Source organism: Paenibacillus mendelii, assembly GCF_024498075.1.
In the GTDB taxonomy this organism is placed as follows: Bacteria; Bacillota; Bacilli; order Paenibacillales; family Paenibacillaceae; genus Paenibacillus_Z; species Paenibacillus_Z mendelii.
In genome coordinates this window covers 586,002-604,636 of record NZ_JANHOF010000001.1, presented here as the reverse complement: position 1 = coordinate 604,636, position 18,635 = coordinate 586,002, and the positions used below count along the sequence as shown (strand labels likewise).

The following is an 18,635-nucleotide window of genomic DNA, read 5'->3' as shown; positions in this document are numbered from 1 at the left end:
CGGGCGCCTTTTTCTTTATAGGATGCGATGGAAAGGTGAAATGAGCTTGAATCGGCAATGGGAGGCAATCAGATGGATGAATTACAACGCAGCTTAACGAAGGAAGACATTTGCACGCATTATGGCGATGATTATGATCGTTATCTGGGCGCAATCGTTCCGCCCATATTCCAGAATACGCTGTTTACGCGAAAGACCATGAATCATGGGTATACCTACACCCGTGTCTCCAATCCGACGACCGAGATAGCGGAGAAGAAGATTGCGGCTCTGGAGGAAGGGGAGGAAGCGCGGTGCTTCTCATCCGGGATGGCGGCAATTACAGCAGCGTTGATGAGCGTGCTGGACAAAGACAGCCACATCATCTGTCCGGCTAATGTGTACGCACCGACGAAGGCGTTTCTGGAAAGCTACATGTCGAAGTTCGGCGTCGAGACGACATTCGTCTCCGGGGAAAGCACGAGTGAGATCGAGCAGGCGCTGCGTCCAAGCACGAAGGCGATTTATCTGGAGACGCCTCTGTCGAATCTATTCACGCTGCAGGATTTACAAGCCATTGCGGACATAGCGAGGGCGAAGGGGATCGTGACGATCGTCGACAACACATGGGCAACCCCGCTGTACCAGAATCCGATCGCATTGGGGATCGACATCGTGGTGCACTCGGCTACCAAATATATGGGCGGCCATAGCGACATTCTAGCCGGGGTGATGATCGGCCGCAAATCGGTCATGGAAGAAATCTCGCATCGGGAGAGAGGGATGTTCGGAGCTGCAATGGACCCGCATCAGGCATGGCTGCTCATTCGAGGATTGCGCACGCTGCCCGTCCGCATGCGGCAGCATCAGGAAAGCGCCATGAAAGCAGCGGCTTTCCTGGAATTGCATCCGATGGTGCAGCGCGTATATTATCCTGGTCTTGCGAGCCACCCGCAATATGAGCTGGGGCGCAGACAAATGACAGGGTATTCGGGTCTGTTCAGCTTCGTGCCGAAGGGGAACCGGGAGCAAATCATGGGCTTCATGAAATCGTTGAAGCTGTTCGAGGAAGGGCCGAGCTGGGGCGGGTTCGAGAGCTTAATTAACACGCCGGGGCTGTGGCTCGACGAGGATGCGTCGGCGCGAACCGGCATCCCGCAAGGACTGGTGAGGCTTTCGATCGGACTAGAAAATACGGATTCGCTGCTCGCCGATCTGGATGATGCCCTGCGGGTCATGCAGCGAATCTAGGTCAAGAAAACTAATAAAATGTAAAAATCCACGCATGTAAAACGCTTACATCTCAGGCTACAATTAGTTTATTCCACAAGGAAAGCAGTGAGTTGATGAAAGCGCAAACAAAAGCAGCCCCTTTGGTGACCATGGACCTGGACCTGGAAGCAAAACGCGATCGTACGATGTGGAAAAGGATCCGTAAAAATTGGGACTTATATGTGTGTCTGTCGCCCGGCATTATCTATTTCTTCATCTTCTCGTATATCCCCATGTTCGGCCTGTTAATTGCATTCAAGGATTACAACATCTTCAGAGGCGTGCTCGATAGTCCTTGGAACAACTTCGCTTATTTCAAGGAAATGGTCCAGCTGCCGGACTTCTATAAGATCATCCGCAATACGCTGATGCTCAACGTGCTGGGCCTTGTTGTAGGCTTCCCGGCGCCGATCATCCTCGCCATTATGCTTAACGAGGTAGGCAACAAATATTTCAAACGGATCACGCAGTCCTTGTTGTACTTACCGCACTTCATGTCCTGGGTGCTGATGGGCGGCATGATCTATGCCCTGCTGTCACCGAAATTCGGCATCGTGAACCTCATTCTTCAATGGATCGGCTTGGACCCGATTTACTTCATGGCGAATAACAGCTGGTGGGTCACCGTGTTTATCAGCTCCGGCATATGGGCCGGTGTCGGATGGGGGACCATTATCTATCTGGCGGCCATGACGACGCTGGATCCGCATTTGTACGAAGCCGCATCCATCGATGGGGCGGGCAGATGGAAGAAGATCGTGAATATCACGATTCCCGGCATTATGCCGACGATCGTGATCCTGCTTATTCTCAATATCGGCCATATGGTGTCAATCGGCTTCGAGCAGCCCTATGCACTGATGAACCCGCTGGTCATGGACGTCGCAGACGTTCTGAGCACGTATATCTACGACTTGGGCATTCGGCAGGGCGGCTTCGGACTGACGACGGCAATCGGCATGGTGCAGTCGGTTGTCAATCTCCTTCTGATCATTGGCGCAAATTATGCCGCTAATAAAATGGGCCGGGAAGGCATTTGGTAAGCAGCGAATTCCATGAAGTATAGCTCCACAAAACGGAGTAGATGCTTCCGAAGCAAGTTTTGTTGCGATGTGAATTCCATGAAGTATAACTCCACAAAACGAAGTAGATGCTTCCGAAGCAAGTTTTGTTGCGATGTGAATTCCATGAAGTATAGCTCCACAAAACTTTTAGGAGTGAGCCTATGTCAGAACAGAACCCCACACGTGGAAGACTTATCCGGAGACGGCGATACTCACTCTGGGATACATCCTTTCATGTCATCAATTACACGCTAATCGCTTTGATTGCCTTCATCTGCATCTTCCCTTTCGTCAATACATTTGCGAATGCGTTCAGCAGCAGTCATGCCATCCAAGCCGGGAAGGTTGTACTGTGGCCGGTTGAGTTCCAGCTGGATGCCATGAAATCCGTCTTCTGGGACGATAATGTCATTCGCGCCATGGCTGTGACGATCTTCGTTACATTGGTAGGAACAGCCATTAATATGATCTTCACCATTCTAATGGCGTATCCGCTGTCACGACGGGATTTGGTCGGACGCAAATATTTCTTGAATTATATGATCTTCACGATGATGTTCGGCGGAGGCTTGATTCCCGGCTATCTGCTCGTTAAGAACCTTGGCATGCTTAATACGCTGTGGGCCATTATGATTCCTGGTGCGATCAGCGCATTCAATGTCATCATTATGAAGTCATTCTTTCAGAATATGCCTGAAGAATTACGGGAAGCGGCGATTATTGACGGCTGCGGAAACACCCGCTACTTGCTGCGAATCGTGCTTCCGCTCTCCGGTGCGGTAATGGCCACGATCGGATTATTCTACGCGGTAGGACATTGGAACAGCTACATGGGCGCTGTCATCATGATCGATAATCCAGACCTCTATACGCTGCAGGTTCGATTGCGGAACATCTTACTGCTATCCCAACTGGATACTTCGCTGGAGGTCATGCAGCAGGAGGGTAAGCTGCAGGTGATCGAGGAGTCGTTGAAGGCAGCAACCGCTGTTTTTGCAACCGTGCCTATTCTCATCGTGTATCCCTTCCTGCAAAAATATTTTGTCAAAGGATCATTTCTCGGTTCTGTAAAAGGGTAATGAAGTGGTGGTACAGGTGCTGGTGTGAACCATGACAGGACCGGATGGCCGCTGGCAGTAAGGCGGCTGTCCCGTATATAGATTCCTGTAAACGAAAACCGAGGGAGGAACGAATGTGGTAATACGTAATAATGGGGTCAAGTTCATGATGGCGATTATCCTCACCTTCTCGCTGCTTCTGGCCGGCTGCAGCTCGAACAACAAAGAATCGGGAAATGCCGGGGGAAGCACGAACAAGCCGTCAACAGGAGACCAAGGCGGATCAGGAAACGAAGAGCCGGTCAAGCAAGTGAAACTCCGGGTTATGATTTATGATCGTGGGAATACGCCGGAAGGAATGAAGCTGACGGAAGCCCCAATCGTCAAATGGGCTCAGGAGCAAGTGAAGCCGCTGGGGATCGATCTTGAGATGGTTGCCGTTCCGCGCGGTGAAGCGGAGAGCAAGCTCAACGTCTGGCTGGCCTCCGGCGAAGCGCCGGATATTATCTACTCCTACGATACCAATACGCTGTTTAAATATGCCGAGCAGGGCGGTCTCTGGGAGCTGGATGAGCTGCTGGAGAAGTACGGCCCGCAAATCAAGGCTAACAATCAGAAGGCGCTTGACCTGGCAGGTACGTACAAAGGGAAGAGATATGCGATACCGGCCATTCGAGCGAATCCATTCGGAGGTCCGACGATCAAAATCCGTCAAGACTGGCTGGATAAGCTCAATATGAAAGCGCCGACCACGGCCGATGAGCTGTATACGGTTCTGAAAGCGTTCAAAGAGAAGGATCCGGGCAATGTGGGCAAGGACAAGGTCGTTCCATATGCGTTCCCGGCAATCGGCAAAGCATTCATGTATAACCTCTCCGGTGCATTCGGTATTAGTCCGCAGTTGGTGGGCAACGGCACGGATATGTATGGCGGGGTCTGGCTCGACGGCAAGTTTGTATCGAATATTGCCTCACCGGGCGGACGCGATATGTTCAAGTTTTTGAATAAGCTGTATAAGGAAGGCTTAATCCCAAGGGAATTTGGCACGGATGTGAACAATCAGCAGTTTAACCAGTATATTGCACAAGGCGTAGCTGGCTTCATGGAGAACAATGATTCGAGCTTAGCCTCGACGGATTCGTCGAGAGGGGCGGTTCCGGAAGCCAGATGGGTACCGGTGGAGCCGCTTATCGGTCCGAATGGCAAGCGGTATGCGGCAGGCTCGGCTGACTACGGGATGCTGATCATGGTTCCGAAGGCAAGTAAAGAAGAGCAGGCGATCGCGGCGGTGAAATATTTGAACTGGATGGCTGATCCCGATGTTATTCTGACGATGCAATCCGGCATTGAAGGCGTCCATCGCCAGAAGGCTGCCGATGGCTCGTGGGAGAATATCGATCCGGATAAGACCGCTAAAGAGGTGGGATGGTACGCAGGTCCCGGGGATCTATCCCTTATTCAGCAGGGGCAGCCAAAATCGACCTATGAGCAGCTTAAGAATAATGCAGTTAAGCAGCAGGTATTCGATCCTGAATACTACGCAACGACTATAATAAACTGGTGGAAGATTTTCGAAACGTACACGCCGAAGCATGTGATTCTATCGGAGCCAAGACCGTTCGCACAGAAGAATCAGGATGCCATTGCGAAATTCATCAATGAGTCGATCACGAAAATCATCGTATCCTCCGATCCTGACAAAGAATACGATGCCATGATCGCAGGCTGGAAGAAGCTCGGCGGCGAAGAATACGATAAGGAATTGACTGAAATTTATAACAACATTAACTTCCAGCCTGAATAAACGATTAGACCGCTGAATGCTCAGCGGTCTTCTCTTCTATTGATTGTGCAAACTCATTCGAATGGGAAATGAATTGGAGGAGGAGAGAAGATATGAACAAACAAACCTATTTAGCTTATATTAAAGCGGCGGTTCTTGAAGGGAGGACTCATTATGAAGCGGGTATCGAGCAATGGCGCCAGTCGTTTCGACCGGATCAGTTCCTAGGCATGTATGCCCCGCCGGGAAATATTCCTATTCTCGCACAAACTGAAGGGTTCCTCTATCATGTGACCGGCGAGGAAGAGTATGGTCAACATGCAAGACGGATCCTTCTGTCCGTCGAGTCATTCAAGGACATTGTGCCTGATTTCATCAAGGAGCGCCATGTTGAATATACCCATGGGGTTACGTCCTTCGAGCCGCTCTTTCAGGGTACGCATTATATTCAAGGCTACCTGTTTATGAAGGATTCAGCGCTTCTATCGCCGGAAGATAAGCGGCAAATTGAAGGATCGATCCGAAGCAGCGTACAAGCGATGATCCATTACCCGGAGTGGGGAGCACATAACCGATCCATGCTTCGCGTCTACACGATGTCATTGGCCATCTCGGCGCTTGGGGATACGGAGGAGACGCGGGAGTGGGCGAAGCTGCGTGATTATTTGGCAGAAGAATCATACGGCGGATGGTCGATTGAAGACGCTGAGCTGTACTTGCCCTTATGGCTGTCCTCCTGCATTGCCTACGCCGAGCAGACCGGCCGGGAGAACGATTACTTCGCGAAGCCGCAGACGAAGTATTATTTTGATTACATCACGCATGCTCTAGCACCCTTCGGTCAACTGCCGGACTTTGGTGATTCCAACTACAATTCCTATTGGTATCTATGGCTGGCCTGCTTGGAGAAGGGGGCGTCTTACTATCAATGCGGACATATGAAGTATGCCGCCCGCAAAATTCACGAGTACTTTCTTGCTCATGAGGAAGGGCCGCCCTCGGTCTATCTCGCCGCCTATTTCTCCAACGCCTATCTCTGGTCGGATGATGAGCTGGAATCCGTTAAGCCAAGCTGGCAGAGCGAAGAGCTGCTGGAGGACGTCATCGGGAAGAAGCTTGCCTTCCGCGATGGCTGGGAGGACGATTCAACCTACATGCTGTTGAATTATCGCGATGAGGGTGACTACGCGTACATTCCCAGAGAATATTTGCGGCGCACGATCAATGCTCCCGCGGAGAAGGCTCACCATGGGCACGCGGATGAGAATTCAATCGTTTTCTTTGCCAAGCAGCAGCAAATCCTTCTGCATGACGGCGGGTACCGGGACGGAGCGCCCAACGGTCGGTATCGTGCGGATATTTATCACAATCGTCTCGTCTTTCGGGATGGCGTCCCGGATGGGGACGGCTCCGTCTTCGATTTCATCCACGATGATGGTACCTATAAGCGTGTCTCCACGGAGAAGCTTCATTTTCAGTCCTATGGCGAGCTGGACTACAGCCGTACCCGTATGCGGGAGCCTTTTCACAATGTCACATGGGACCGCGCGATTACCTATTTAAAGGAGGAAGGCATATTCATCCTAGTGGACTGGACCCAGTCACAGGGCGATAAAGTGCTGAGTACCTTAAATTTATGGCATCCAGGTACCGTGTTGGAATCGGGCGATCGCCACTATGTGGGTCAGGTTCAGCAGATTCATAAGGGTCCAGGTGATGCGAATCCGCTCGCGAATCGAACCGAACTTGCGCTGCTCATTGAGTTTCCAGGCAGCACCCGCCGTAACGGTCAGGAAACAATCAAACGCTGCTACGCGGATAGTGAGATGGTCTACGAGCTGGACACCCGCCGCGTGACTCAAGGTTCGATGAATTGTTTCGTAACCGTGCTGACTCCCTATGCACTCGCTAATAGCGTGATACCGATTCGAGACCGTGTGCAGATTAGCCAGCTTTCACCTGAGAACGACCTTCTAGCCCTTCATTACACGGCCAATGGGAAATCGATACATCTTACATATAAGCTTGATCTGGATAAAGGAATAGGGGAGTACGGAGGTTATCCGAAATACACCTGGGAGCAAGGGTGCATCAATTACGGAATAATCGGGACGGATGCCGACTTCTCATTCGTCCGGGAGGGCGGAACCGGAACCAACCGGTACGGATTCGTCAACGGCTGCGGAGTTGTCTATAATGGAGTCTCGCTATTTCGTACGCCGCAGATGTCCGCCTATCAATTTCAATCATCATCCTTCCTAAGGGCGGATCATAAGTGGAGAGCCTGGGACGGTCATTTTGGATAAATAAGCAAACAAAAAAAGCGGATCGCCTTATCAGGCGTCCGCATTTTTGCTGACGGGGTTCTTTTTGGACAATGCAGAGGGGTTAAAGAAGGTACGCTCCGCATAAACGATACCGCGATACACGATTTCAACGATCAGTATACCGCCCAGCACATCGATAATGACATGCTGCTTGACGAAGAGGGTCGACACGATGATCAGGGATGACATGCCATAAATCAGAATTTGATTCCACTTGTTGCGGAAACCGCTGGTAAACAACGCCTTCATGACCATATAACTGGAGAAGCAATGAATGCTCGGGAAACAGTTGAACGGCTGGTCGCGATTATAGATAAAGCGCGTTACGGCGGTAAATACATCATCACCCGTGAGCACAGGCCGCGCGACCGTCGTCTGGAAGACGGAGTAGATCGCGTAACAGATTAACGCACATAACGTGTAGGTAAGAAGTGAGCGGTAGTAGAACTTCGGATCCTTGATAAAGAAATAGATGAGACACACATAAATGTAAAAAATCCAGATCGAATACGGAACGGAAAAGTATTTGATATACGGTATGGCTCGGTCGAATCCGGATTCTAGGCTGTATACGGTTTCGAGCGGCTGGTTAAACATCGCGTACAGCATGCCGAGCACAGGGAAAACAAGCATGGTGGATAAAGGCCAAAAGCGCTTCAGTCGTAATAGCATGATCATTAATCTCCATTATAAGTAGGTCTAGTTGTGGATGTTCTCAAAACACACACATAGGCTATTATAATATAAACACTCGCTTGTGATCTGTGAACATTTTTCGACATAAACCGTGCCTTCCCATCAAACCAGCGGGAATAGCGGGTTTGCCGCATATACCGCGTTTGGAAACAAGTTCGCAGCCGGTCCGATTAAAGTATAAAAACTTGGACAGAATTCATATAGCGTGTACAATGAATACATATGGTGTTTGAGTAGTGAAATCCGGCAGAATGGTTTTGCTCGGAAATGAAGGAGGAAAATCTGTTGAACGACAAAATTGCTATCTTTACGGGTTCTTCGAATCCAGAGCTAGCGGAGCTAATTTGCCAGCAATTAGATCAGCCCTTAGGGAAGATGAAACGCTCCCGTTTCAAAAGCGGCGAGATCTATGTGCATTATGAAGAAGGCATTCGTAACCGTGATGTATATTTGATCCAATCTTTTTCCCATCCCATTAACGAGCATTTTGTGGAGCTCCTCATTATGATTGATGCCGCCAAGAGGGCTTCTGCAAAAACGATAAATATTATCCTTCCATACTTCGGATATGCAAGGCAGGAACGGAAAAGCGCTCCACGTGAGCCAATCTCAGCGAAAATGCTGTCCGATGTCCTCACCACCGTCGGTGCGAACCGAGTGATCACACTGGACTTACACTCCTCTGCAATCCAAGGATTCTTCAACATCCCAGTCGACCATCTAACGGCGCTCGATCTGATCTGCGAGTATATCCGATCGAAGAATATCGTGAACCCGATTATTGTCTCGCCGGATGCGGGACGCGCGGAAACCGCGGAGAAATTGGCGAACTACTTGGATTATCCGTTTGCCATTATGGTTAAGAAACGTCCGAGTCATAATGAGTCGGTCATTACGCATGTTATCGGCGAGGTCGAAGGCCATACTCCGATTATCATCGAGGATTTGATCGATACCGGTTCTACCATCGTGAACGTTGTTGAGGGGCTGAAGGAAAGAGGAGCGCATGATTCCTATGTCTGCGCGACCCATCCGGTATTCTCGGGCTCGGCGCTGCAGCGTCTGAATCACAAGAACATCACGGAGCTCATCATCACGGATTCGATTCCTCTGCAGGAGCCATGTCCCGATTATGTGAAGGTTCTAACCGTGTCATCCTTGCTGGCTGAGGCGATTCGTACGAACATACACGGGGGATCCATCAGCAGATTGTTCAAAATTAAAAGCGTCTAGTGCTTGCCTGAGGATGAAGGCAGCATATGGCGGAAACACAGCAAAGCACCGCAGAATTCGTTCTGCGGTGCTTTGCTGTGTCGAATAAGATGTAGTGCTGAGTGGATTAGCCGTCTAATGTGAACCTCTGCATCCAGTCAGTCCGCATAGTAACAGCCAGCCGTTGCTGTAACGCCCATAACTGGTCTAACAGAGTAGGGGGAGGCCGCTTCGGTACCCTGTAACGCCACAAAGTACCGTTACAGGATGAGAAGCTCGGTCCAGAACCAGAAAACAGCAGCTGTAACGCCCATAATTGGACTTACAGCGGAGGGGGCTGTAACGCCGAAAAGTACCGTTACAGGTCCAGAAACTCGGTCCAGCCCCAGAAAACAGCAGCTGTAACGCCCATAACTGGACTTACAGCGGAGAGGTGAGCCGCTTCGGCGCTCTGTAACGCCGAAAAGTACCGTTACAGGTCCAGAAGCTCGGTCCAGCCCCAGAAAACAGCAGCTGTAACGCCCATAACTGGACTTACAGCGAGGGGCGGGCCGCTTCGGCACCTCTGTAACGCCACAAAGTACCGTTACAGGTCCAGAAACTCGGTCCAGTACCAGAAACAGCAGCTGTAACGCCCATAACTGGACTTACAGCGGAGAGGTGGTCCACCTCGGCACTCTGTAACGCCCATAACTAAGACTTACAGCGGAGAGGCGGGCAACTTCAGTACCCTGTAACTCCGTAAAGTACCGTTACACTAACAGCATCGAAGTCCTGCACACCAGCAGTCAGCGCACTAGAGAAACGGATAGACGGGACAAGCAGAAGTACCAAGCGGCGGTGACCGGCTGTAAGTCAGACCTCAATGAGGATGGGGAGAATCATCGGTCTTCTCTTCGTATGGGAATACAAGAATCGTCCGATCGAATCCTTAATCGTTTGTTTATAGGCGCCCCATTGATGCACGTCGGTTTCCTGTTGCTGTTCGATGGCTTTCACGGCGATTCGGCTCACTTCATCCAGCAAGCCCTCCGATTCGCGAACATATACAAACCCGCGTGAGATCACATCGGGTCCCGATAGAATCGTACCGTCCATTTTGCTGAGCGTGATGATCACGATCAGAATGCCATCCTCAGACAACAGCTTGCGGTCACGCAGTACGATGTTCCCGACATCGCCGATTCCCAGCCCGTCGACAAACGTATTGCCGCTTGGGATCTTACGGGATTGATAGGCTTTATGATGCAAAAAATCGACAACATCCCCGTTATTCACAATAAAGGTGTTATCCTTCGCAACGCCTACGGCTTCCGCCAACAAACGATGCTGATGGAGCATGCGAAATTCGCCGTGGATCGGAATAAAATACTTGGGCTTCATCAAGGAAAGCATGAGCTTCAGCTCATCTTGGCTGGCGTGTCCGGATACATGCATTCCTGTTACGGTCCCTGATCCATAGATGACCTTCGCCTTTAGCTGATATAAATTGTCCACGACACGCGCTACATTTCGTTCATTCCCCGGGATAGCCGTAGCGGCAATGATAACCGTATCGCCAGGCAGCACCTTAACCTGCCGGTGGCTGGAGCTAGCCAGGCGGGATAGGGCAGCCATCGGCTCCCCTTGGCTTCCTGTGCACAGAATAACAATCTTCTCGGGGGCATATTTATTCACTTCGCTTGCCTCAACCAGCATCGTATCCGGAATTTTCAAATAGCCAAGTTCACTTGCAATAGACACCACATTGAGCATGCTTCTGCCCAGCAAAGCGACTTTTCGGTTGGTTCTCTCAGCCGCATCGATCACCTGTTGAAGGCGATGCACATTGGAAGCGAAGGTGGAGATGAAGATTTTCTGATGCGCTTGAAAGAAGGCTTCTTCAATATGCTCGCCGACAAGCCGTTCAGAAGGGGTGAAGCCGGGACGTTCCGCATTAGTGCTTTCCGACAGAAGAGCCAGGACGCCATTCCTGCCAATCTCGGCCATCCGGTGCAAATCCGGGTATTGCTCGTTAACCGGAGTTAAGTCGAATTTAAAGTCGCCTGTATGTACAACCGTGCCTTCCGGTGTCGTGAATGCAATTCCCAGGCAATCGGGGATACTGTGATTGGTTCTAAAAAAACGCAGGCCAATCGCACCCAACGAAAATTGGGATTCGGAATCGATGATGATCAGATTGGAACTGGCAAGAAGACCATGCTCCTTGAGTTTCCCTTCAATTAAACCTAGCGTCAGCCGGGTACCATACACAGGCATATTCAATTGTTTCAATATATATGGAATGCCGCCTATGTGGTCCTCATGGCCATGAGTGACTATAATGCCTTTGACCTTGCTCTGATTCTCTAACAAATAGGTAATATCCGGGATAATTAAATCGATCCCGAGCAGGCTTTCGTCCGGAAACTTGGAGCCGCAGTCAATGACAATAATGTCATCCCCATATTGAATCACATACATGTTTTTCCCGATTTCATTGACGCCGCCTAAAGCAACAACCGACAGTAACGACTCTTTCGTGATCATAGTGCTGCCCTCCAATATGTAGCATATTGAAAGGTATTATCTGCTGGAATGATCAATATTATAACGATTCGTTCATGTATAGATTATTCGCGTATGGATATTCTACATACAGTTCACAAAGGAGGCTACCATGAGAAAAATTACTGATATTATGTCACCGGATTGTGTGACAGTCAACAGTCAGAGCTCCATCCATGATGCAGCTGTCTTAATGAAAGACCATGACATTGGTTTCGTTCCAGTCGTGGACAACCGTTCTTTGATTGGCGTTATTACGGATCGTGACCTGGTGATCCGGGGGTATGCACACAATCAGCCGGGCTCTGCATCTGTGAATGATGTGTTAACGAGCGATGTACGCACAATAAAACCCGATATGTCCATTGACGAAGCAGCTAATATCATGGCTTCAGAGCAGATTCGCCGTCTTCCCGTTGTGGAGAATGGCCAATTATTGGGGGTTATTTCATTGGGTGATCTGGCTGTACGTGAAATCTTCGTGAATGAAGCCGGAGAAGCTCTAAGTGAAATTTCGGAGCATTCGACACAATCGTATCATTGAACCGCAGGGGGCTGTCCCAGAAGTCATCGAAAGATGACCATGGACAGCCCTTCTTCCTTTGTCGGACAACTTCCCGCCAGTTTAATCGCTAATGATGACCAAGCTGGCAATCTCCTGACGAATGCTCTTCGTAATTTGATCCACAATGCTGAAATCCATAGCCTGCACGTAGATTTCCTCCAGTTGATCATGGTAGGACTTCGCCTCTGCGAGGTATGCGATGGATTGTTTCATACTGGCGGCATAGCGGTCCTTAACGGCCTTCAGAGCGTCTGCGTGAAGCTCATCTGTTCCGGGCTTGATGCAGCGCTCATACATATCTACAAGCTCATCCGTGTCACGGTCTGGAAAATATTCATGCGGGGCTGTGCTGTCAAACATGGCGATACCCAGCTCTCTCATAATGATCATATCCAGGCTGTTGGGGTCGAAGCCGCAGTGATAGATTTCGACATCGAAGCCGCGCTCTATGGCCGTGGCGGCAAGCTTCTTCAATAAAGTGGACTTACCGGAACCGGCTCTGCCCTTAATAAAGTAACGTTTGGCGAGCCCCTCTGTCAGATTCGGTACAAAATCGACAGCACCTCTAGGCGTGGCCGCTCCCAGAAACCGGTGGTCGACCCGGCTTTTCTTATCCTGCTTCTTAACGCCAAATAGGAGTTGCGAATATTCTAACGTGAGCTCATCGGCAGCCTTATAGTTCATGTTCGCGATATAGATTTTTTCCCAATCATCATGTATACGAAGCGTCTCTGCGAATCCGGCATAGGCGCGCTCGTAGGCCTCCTTCATACCGGCATTCAAGCTTTCAATCTCCAGTCTGCGGTCGCTCAGCTGATCCGCATCCCAGGCTGCACCCAGGTTCACATATTGCTCGACGGCTCCCGGAAGCCGGGGCTCGATGACATGCGGAGCCGTCCCATCCACGATACCGATCTTCAGCTCTGGAGCAATTAATCCGTCGAGGGAGTCATTATCCGAGGCGCAGTGAATAAACCATATATCATAACCGCCTTTAACCAATTCATTGCCGATTGTCCGTATTAGGCTTGACTTCCCTGTACCGGGACCGCCCTTAAGAATGTAGATCCGATCCAAACCCTGCAATGACGAATCGAACAGGTTTGTAAAGCCTTGAGCTGTATTGCCGCCTGCATAAAAGTTTAATATGTTTCCCGTCTTCACAGCCGTCACACCTTTCTAGGCTAATGTCATGGTGTTTTAGTCCATTGTATGGAAGACTTGGCGGAAGGGTGCATCCGGTTGGTTGTAGAATATACTTTATTATAGGATCGGAGGTGAATCGCGTATGAACAGAAAATCGTGGTTGGTTATAATCGGACTCGTTCTCATGTGTATATCATTAACCGGCTGTGTTCCTGGTGACGGAACGAATACGTCGGAGAATCCGGCCGGGTTGTTCTGGGGGATCTGGCATGGATGGGTAGCGCCCATCTCCTTAATTATCGGCCTATTTAAAGGCACGATTCGAATTTATGAAATCCATAATACGGGTTGGTGGTATGATTTGGGATTTTATATCGCCGTCATAAGCGGGTTTGGAGGCATTTCCCTGTCACGCCGCAAGAAACGAAGCGAGAACAACTAGTTCAGCAGAATGGACTACATACCATACGAAAAGCGGCCTCGCTGCGGACTGATGTCCAGGCGAGGCCGCTTTTATGTGTGTACGATGCTCTATCGAATATGGACTACCTATGGCGGCGTCTGCGCTTCAGGATCCATTGAACAACTGCTTCTTTATGGCGTCTTAGCAGAACAATGATCATCAAGATGACGGCCAAGAGAATAAATGCGGCGATCGAATACTGCGAGAAGGTATGCAGCAGCTGCTCGATATGAAGACCGAAGAAATTGCCAATCATGACATAAGTCAATACCCATACGAATCCGCCCAAACAGTTATAAAGCAGAAAGGTGCGGAAACGGATTTGAAGAATACCTGCTGTGTAGCCTGTAAAGTGCCTCAGGCCGGGGATGAAGTAACTGACAAGAATGAGCTTATTGCCATACTTATCGAACCATCGGGTTATTTTATCGAGGCGTTCCTTGTTCATGAATAGAAATTTACCGTTTCGTTCGAATAAGGTTGTGCCCAGCTTGGAGCCGAGATAGTAAGTGACAACCGTACCGAGAATTGCCCCGAAATAGGAGATCATGATGATCGCCGGAATATGAAAGCTTCCGATCGTACTCATGTGACCAGATATGGCCATAGCCAGCTCTCCGGGAAACGGGAGGGCAAGCGATTCGGCAAACAAGCCGGCAAAAAGAACAAAATATCCATACTGTTCAAACAGGGTGCTAATCCATTCCATGTACTCTCTCCTCACGGCAAACCGGACTATCAATATGTTCTTAAGTGTAGAGGAGATCAGGATTATCCAAAACTGACCGGGGTTTAGGTTTTATACTAGACCTTGGTCGCGACTTGGCGGATGAAGGGGGGATTGGTAAAAGGATGTCATATTAGACATAAAATACAACATATTTAATTTAGTGCAACCTATTTAATGCGAATATCGTGCATATAACCCGTTTTCCAAAACAATTACGCTTTATTAGTGGTCATAATATAAACATATAGTGTATACTATATCTAATCATACACACTGTATATTGAACTGGGGAGGAATTTTGGTGAGAATTGGCGTAGGTATAAGCGGTATGGGTAGAATCGGTAGGCTGCTGGTCAGAAAAATATTCGCAGAGAAACAGCAGTTGGTTGATTTGAGAGCGATTAATTGCAGTTATCCCGTGGAAACAATTGCTCATCTTTTGAAGTATGATACGGTTCACGGAAGATGGGACGCCAATATCACCGTTAACGACGACCGGCTCATCATTAATGGAAATCCAATTCAAATTGTCTCCGAACGCGATCCGTCGATCATTCCTTGGAGCCGGCATGGCGTAGAGCTTGCTATTGATGCGACAGGTAAATTTAATCATCGGGAAGGAGCCGGCAAGCATCTGGAAGCCGGCGCTTCACGTATTCTCATAACCGCACCAGGCAAACAAATGGACCTGACTGTTGTGATGGGGGTTAACGATCACTTATTCGATCCGAATAAACATAAGCTGGTATCGGCAGCTTCATGTACCACGAATTGTTTGTCGCCGCTGCTTTATATTCTCGATCAAGCGTTCGGGGTTCAGACGGGCTGGATGTCGACGATCCATTCCTTTACGTCCGATCAGAATCATCTGGATAATCCGCATAAAGATTTACGCCGGGCACGCTCATGCACGTCATCCATCGTGCCTACGTCGACCGGGGTGGGGAAGGCGCTCGTTGACGTGCTGCCGAACCTGGCTCCCCATATTCAAGGCATCTCACTGCGCGTACCCACGCAGGATGTGTCTTTGGTCGATTTGACGGTTCAAGTATCTCGCGCGAGCTCTATGGAGCAAGTGAAAGCCGTTCTACAGGCGGCGGCTGAATCGGCTAAATTATCCCCCTATGTGGGATACACGAACGAGCCTCTGGTATCGTCCGACTACATTGGCTGCCCCAAATCGGCCGTAATAGATGGTCCCTCGGTGATGGTCATGAATAATCAGATCAAAGTGCTGGCCTGGTATGACAATGAATGGGCATATGCCAGCCGTGTCGTGGAATTGGCCCAGCTGATGCTGGAGAAAGCAAAGACACCCCAGCCAGCCTAAACGTACTCTGCATTGATCTTGTGGATATCCTAATACTGGAGTGAATCTAATTTGACCGAGACCGTGTGTTTACGCGGTTTTTTGTCATAGAATCCATCTATGATAAGACCATTGTATTTCGATTTCATTTATTCCAAACCGGAATTTATAATGGAACTAATACGTTCAGGGTTGAGGGCAACGAGGAGGAAATCAATTATGGCTGGAAATACGTTCGGAGAAAACTTTAAAATCACCACATTCGGCGAGTCACACGGCGCGGCCGTCGGTGTTATTGTAGATGGCGTTACCCCCGGTGTAGAAATCGATGAGCCTTACATTCAAATTCAGATGGACCGAAGAAAGCCGGGGCAATCCTCCGTGACATCGCCAAGAAAAGAATATGATAGGATCAACATTATGTCAGGCGTCTTCGAAGGAAAGACGACAGGAACGCCATTATTCATTATGCTGCATAATACCGATATGAAGCCTGAAGCTTATAACGATATTCAGCATTCCTTTCGTCCGGGACATGCCGACTACACCTACTTGATGAAATACGGCATTCGGGATCACCGCGGCAGCGGGAGAGCATCCGGTAGAGAGACGGCAGGCAGAGTGGCGGCCGGGGCTGTTGCACGCAAGCTGCTCGAGCATCGAGGTGTGAGCGTCGTAGCCTATACGAAGCAAATAGGCGGCATTCGCTGCGTAACCTTCGACGAACAGGTTATTGAGCAGAATCCAGTTCGAGCCTGCGATCTGGATGCGGCTGCGCGCATGGTCGAGAAAATCGAATATTTATCATCCGTCGGCGACAGCTGTGGAGGTATCGTGGAATGCCGAATTCGAGGGGTGCGTCCGGGGATTGGCGAACCTGTATTCGATAAGCTGGATGCCGAGCTGGCTAAGGCGATGCTCTCGATCGGAGCGATTAAAGGCATCGAGTTTGGGGCGGGCTTTGCCGCCGCGGACATGCTGGGCAGCGAGCACAATGATCAGATGAATTCAACCGGCTTCCTGACTAATAACGCTGGTGGTATTGTGGGCGGCATAAGCAATGGCGAAGAGATTGTGTTCAGAGTCGCCGTGAAACCGACCTCCTCAATCACGGTTCCTCAACAAACGATGAACATCGCAGGGAAGGAACAAACCATCGTAACCGAAGGCAGACATGATCCCTGCATCTGCCCGCGGATTATCCCCGTCGTCGAGGCGATGGCCTGCATCGTCCTGGAGGATCAATTGAAGCGCCAGGCGGCGATGCATGATCGTTAAACTGGCAATGAGTACATTCTTGGTTAGGGAGGTTCACTATAAGCTGATTTAGAGGTAAAATGTACCAAGTGACTTTATGTAGAAACGAAGGTGCATTCCGATGTCTTTGGTATGGATCCGGTCGATGGCGGCGACCTTCATCACCCTCTTGATGCTGCAGCCGATTATGGCGAGTGCGAACGGAGGACCGTTAGTCAATGCTGCCGGCGGCTACGGGCTGCTGCAGCTGGACGAACAGTCTGCAATCAGCTTAGTCCGCGAGAAGGTCATCTTCGATATAGGTCAACGAACCAATCCTTACGAGACGGAAGCGAATGTGTCGGTTGCGTACGAGCTTCACAACCAAGACGAAGTCAGGACGACAGTGGATATTATTTTTCTAACACCCGCACAGGGGAATCTGATGGTAACAGAAGGATCGAAGCGGTTACCTTCGGCGGAGGCGGCTGATCCACGACTGGTCAATTGGGCACCCGGGATGAAGGATAATGTAATCGAGCCGATCAGCGGCAAGCAGCTCCCAATGCGGGGGAGCAGCTATGGTCAAGAAGCGGTTGGAACCCAGTTCTCCTTGACCTTCGAACCAAACGAGACGAAGTCGATTGTGATCCGCTATACCGATCGTGGTGGAATGTATGATCGAGGCGTCATAAACACGATTTACTCTCACCTGTACTATCTGTCGCCTGCGAAGTTCTGGGAAGGAAAGCCGTTTGTCGAGCTTGAAATTCGGCTTCCGGATTTAGGCAATACGCTGCACTCGAACCTACCGTTGGTGAAGGTGGACTCGGTCACATACAAGGCGGACTTCAATGATCTGCCTGAAGGGGAGTGGTACTTCTCCTATGCGGAATCGAGCCGGATCCTCTTCCCGACGAATATGGAGAAGGATCATAATCTTCTTGTATTAGGCACGTCGGCAGTAGGGGCGATACTTGCGGCAGGAGCGGCGCTGCTGCTAAGAAGAAACAGTATCTATCTCGTTAGTGCCGCAGGAATATTCATCTTTATCGTATATTACATCACGAAGATGGGCGGTTATCCGTTTAACGGGATCTTCGTGGGGATCACCGACGTGATGGCAGGCGCCATGCTGATGTTCGGGTACACGCGTGTGAGGCGAAGAAATCGGCGTTCGACCGAGAAGTCTGCTGAAGATAGATCGCAATCGCAATAAATCTGATGATGCCTGAACCCGGGCATCAT

15 protein-coding genes are annotated in these 18,635 nt (G+C 49.9%); 11 read left to right on the top strand and 4 right to left on the bottom strand.

The window, feature by feature from the left end; all coding sequences use genetic code 11:
- The first annotated feature begins 72 nt into the window (after window positions 1-72).
- The 5 genes from NNL21_RS02575 (at window position 73) to NNL21_RS02555 (ending at window position 7,462) form a co-directional block, all read left to right on the top strand.
- A complete protein-coding gene (locus tag NNL21_RS02575) occupies window positions 73-1,230 on the top strand; it encodes a trans-sulfuration enzyme family protein (RefSeq protein ID WP_204815882.1) in 1,158 nt (385 codons plus the stop codon).
- Window positions 1,231-1,325: 95 nt separating this feature from the next.
- Window positions 1,326-2,294, top strand: coding sequence for an ABC transporter permease (locus NNL21_RS02570; protein WP_256555021.1), 969 nt, complete (start codon window positions 1,326-1,328; stop codon window positions 2,292-2,294).
- A 182-nt stretch (window positions 2,295-2,476) separates the two neighbouring features.
- Entirely contained in the window at window positions 2,477-3,394 is a 918-nt protein-coding gene (locus NNL21_RS02565; RefSeq protein WP_204815881.1) for a carbohydrate ABC transporter permease, read from the top strand.
- 115 nt (window positions 3,395-3,509) lie between these two features.
- Entirely contained in the window at window positions 3,510-5,177 is a 1,668-nt protein-coding gene (locus NNL21_RS02560) for a type 2 periplasmic-binding domain-containing protein (protein WP_204815880.1), read from the top strand.
- 92 nt (window positions 5,178-5,269) lie between these two features.
- On the top strand, window positions 5,270-7,462 hold the full coding sequence (locus NNL21_RS02555) for a heparinase II/III family protein (protein ID WP_204815879.1): 2,193 nt from the start codon (window positions 5,270-5,272) through the stop codon (window positions 7,460-7,462).
- Window positions 7,463-7,492: 30 nt separating this feature from the next.
- Here NNL21_RS02555 and NNL21_RS02550 read toward each other — a convergent pair whose 3' ends face one another.
- Window positions 7,493-8,155 carry a phosphatase PAP2 family protein gene (locus NNL21_RS02550; RefSeq protein ID WP_204815878.1) on the bottom strand — a complete coding sequence of 221 codons (663 nt, stop codon included), beginning with the start codon at window positions 8,153-8,155 and terminating at the stop codon, window positions 7,493-7,495.
- Window positions 8,156-8,446: 291 nt separating this feature from the next.
- Here NNL21_RS02550 and NNL21_RS02545 point away from each other — a divergent pair, with 291 nt between their 5' ends.
- Window positions 8,447-9,412: a ribose-phosphate diphosphokinase gene (locus NNL21_RS02545; protein ID WP_373567516.1), complete on the top strand. Its 966-nt coding sequence runs from the start codon at window positions 8,447-8,449 to the stop codon at window positions 9,410-9,412.
- Between the two features lie 834 nt (window positions 9,413-10,246).
- Here the strand turns inward: NNL21_RS02545 and NNL21_RS02540 are convergent.
- Window positions 10,247-11,920 (bottom strand): ribonuclease J, encoded by a 1,674-nt coding sequence (locus NNL21_RS02540; RefSeq protein WP_204815877.1) that lies wholly within the window; start codon window positions 11,918-11,920, stop codon window positions 10,247-10,249.
- A gap of 130 nt (window positions 11,921-12,050) precedes the next feature.
- Here NNL21_RS02540 and NNL21_RS02535 point away from each other — a divergent pair, with 130 nt between their 5' ends.
- Entirely contained in the window at window positions 12,051-12,482 is a 432-nt protein-coding gene (locus NNL21_RS02535; protein ID WP_204815876.1) for a CBS domain-containing protein, read from the top strand.
- Between the two features lie 81 nt (window positions 12,483-12,563).
- On the opposite strand, the gene NNL21_RS02530 is transcribed toward NNL21_RS02535, so the two are convergent.
- The gene (locus tag NNL21_RS02530; RefSeq protein ID WP_373567515.1) at window positions 12,564-13,667 is read right to left on the bottom strand and encodes a PRK06851 family protein; all 1,104 of its coding nucleotides are present in this window, start codon (window positions 13,665-13,667) and stop codon (window positions 12,564-12,566) included.
- Window positions 13,668-13,791: 124 nt separating this feature from the next.
- Between NNL21_RS02530 and NNL21_RS02525 the strand changes: the two genes are divergently transcribed.
- Entirely contained in the window at window positions 13,792-14,091 is a 300-nt protein-coding gene (locus NNL21_RS02525; RefSeq protein ID WP_204815874.1) for a hypothetical protein, read from the top strand.
- A gap of 103 nt (window positions 14,092-14,194) precedes the next feature.
- Here the strand turns inward: NNL21_RS02525 and NNL21_RS02520 are convergent, their stop codons facing one another.
- Complete coding sequence (locus NNL21_RS02520) at window positions 14,195-14,821, bottom strand: DedA family protein (RefSeq protein ID WP_204815873.1); 627 nt, start codon at window positions 14,819-14,821, stop codon at window positions 14,195-14,197.
- A 322-nt stretch (window positions 14,822-15,143) separates the two neighbouring features.
- Between NNL21_RS02520 and gap the strand changes: the two genes are divergently transcribed.
- The 3 genes from gap to NNL21_RS02505 all read left to right on the top strand — a co-directional run bounded on the left by gap (window position 15,144) and on the right by NNL21_RS02505 (window position 18,606).
- On the top strand, window positions 15,144-16,172 hold the full coding sequence (gene gap, locus NNL21_RS02515; RefSeq protein ID WP_204815872.1) for a type I glyceraldehyde-3-phosphate dehydrogenase: 1,029 nt from the start codon (window positions 15,144-15,146) through the stop codon (window positions 16,170-16,172).
- A 198-nt stretch (window positions 16,173-16,370) separates the two neighbouring features.
- Window positions 16,371-17,429, top strand: coding sequence for a chorismate synthase (gene aroC, locus NNL21_RS02510; RefSeq protein ID WP_204815871.1), 1,059 nt, complete (start codon window positions 16,371-16,373; stop codon window positions 17,427-17,429).
- Window positions 17,430-17,529: 100 nt separating this feature from the next.
- A complete protein-coding gene (locus NNL21_RS02505; RefSeq protein WP_204815870.1) occupies window positions 17,530-18,606 on the top strand; it encodes a hypothetical protein in 1,077 nt (358 codons plus the stop codon).
- The last annotated feature ends 29 nt before the right edge of the window (window positions 18,607-18,635 follow it).

Excerpts from the sequence above, each read along its gene's own strand:
- NNL21_RS02575 (WP_204815882.1), top strand. The coding sequence starts at position 73 with ATGGATGAATTACAACGCAGCTTAACGAAGGAAGACATTTGCACGCAT.
- NNL21_RS02570 (WP_256555021.1), top strand. The coding sequence starts at position 1,326 with ATGAAAGCGCAAACAAAAGCAGCCCCTTTGGTGACCATGGACCTGGAC.
- NNL21_RS02565 (WP_204815881.1), top strand. The coding sequence starts at position 2,477 with ATGTCAGAACAGAACCCCACACGTGGAAGACTTATCCGGAGACGGCGA.
- NNL21_RS02555 (WP_204815879.1), top strand. The coding sequence starts at position 5,270 with ATGAACAAACAAACCTATTTAGCTTATATTAAAGCGGCGGTTCTTGAA.
- NNL21_RS02550 (WP_204815878.1), bottom strand. The coding sequence starts at position 8,155 with ATGCTATTACGACTGAAGCGCTTTTGGCCTTTATCCACCATGCTTGTT.
- NNL21_RS02545 (WP_373567516.1), top strand. The coding sequence starts at position 8,447 with ATGAAGGAGGAAAATCTGTTGAACGACAAAATTGCTATCTTTACGGGT.
- NNL21_RS02540 (WP_204815877.1), bottom strand. The coding sequence starts at position 11,920 with ATGATCACGAAAGAGTCGTTACTGTCGGTTGTTGCTTTAGGCGGCGTC.
- NNL21_RS02535 (WP_204815876.1), top strand. The coding sequence starts at position 12,051 with ATGAGAAAAATTACTGATATTATGTCACCGGATTGTGTGACAGTCAAC.
- NNL21_RS02525 (WP_204815874.1), top strand. The coding sequence starts at position 13,792 with ATGAACAGAAAATCGTGGTTGGTTATAATCGGACTCGTTCTCATGTGT.
- NNL21_RS02520 (WP_204815873.1), bottom strand. The coding sequence starts at position 14,821 with ATGGAATGGATTAGCACCCTGTTTGAACAGTATGGATATTTTGTTCTT.
- aroC (WP_204815871.1), top strand. The coding sequence starts at position 16,371 with ATGGCTGGAAATACGTTCGGAGAAAACTTTAAAATCACCACATTCGGC.
- NNL21_RS02505 (WP_204815870.1), top strand. The coding sequence starts at position 17,530 with ATGTCTTTGGTATGGATCCGGTCGATGGCGGCGACCTTCATCACCCTC.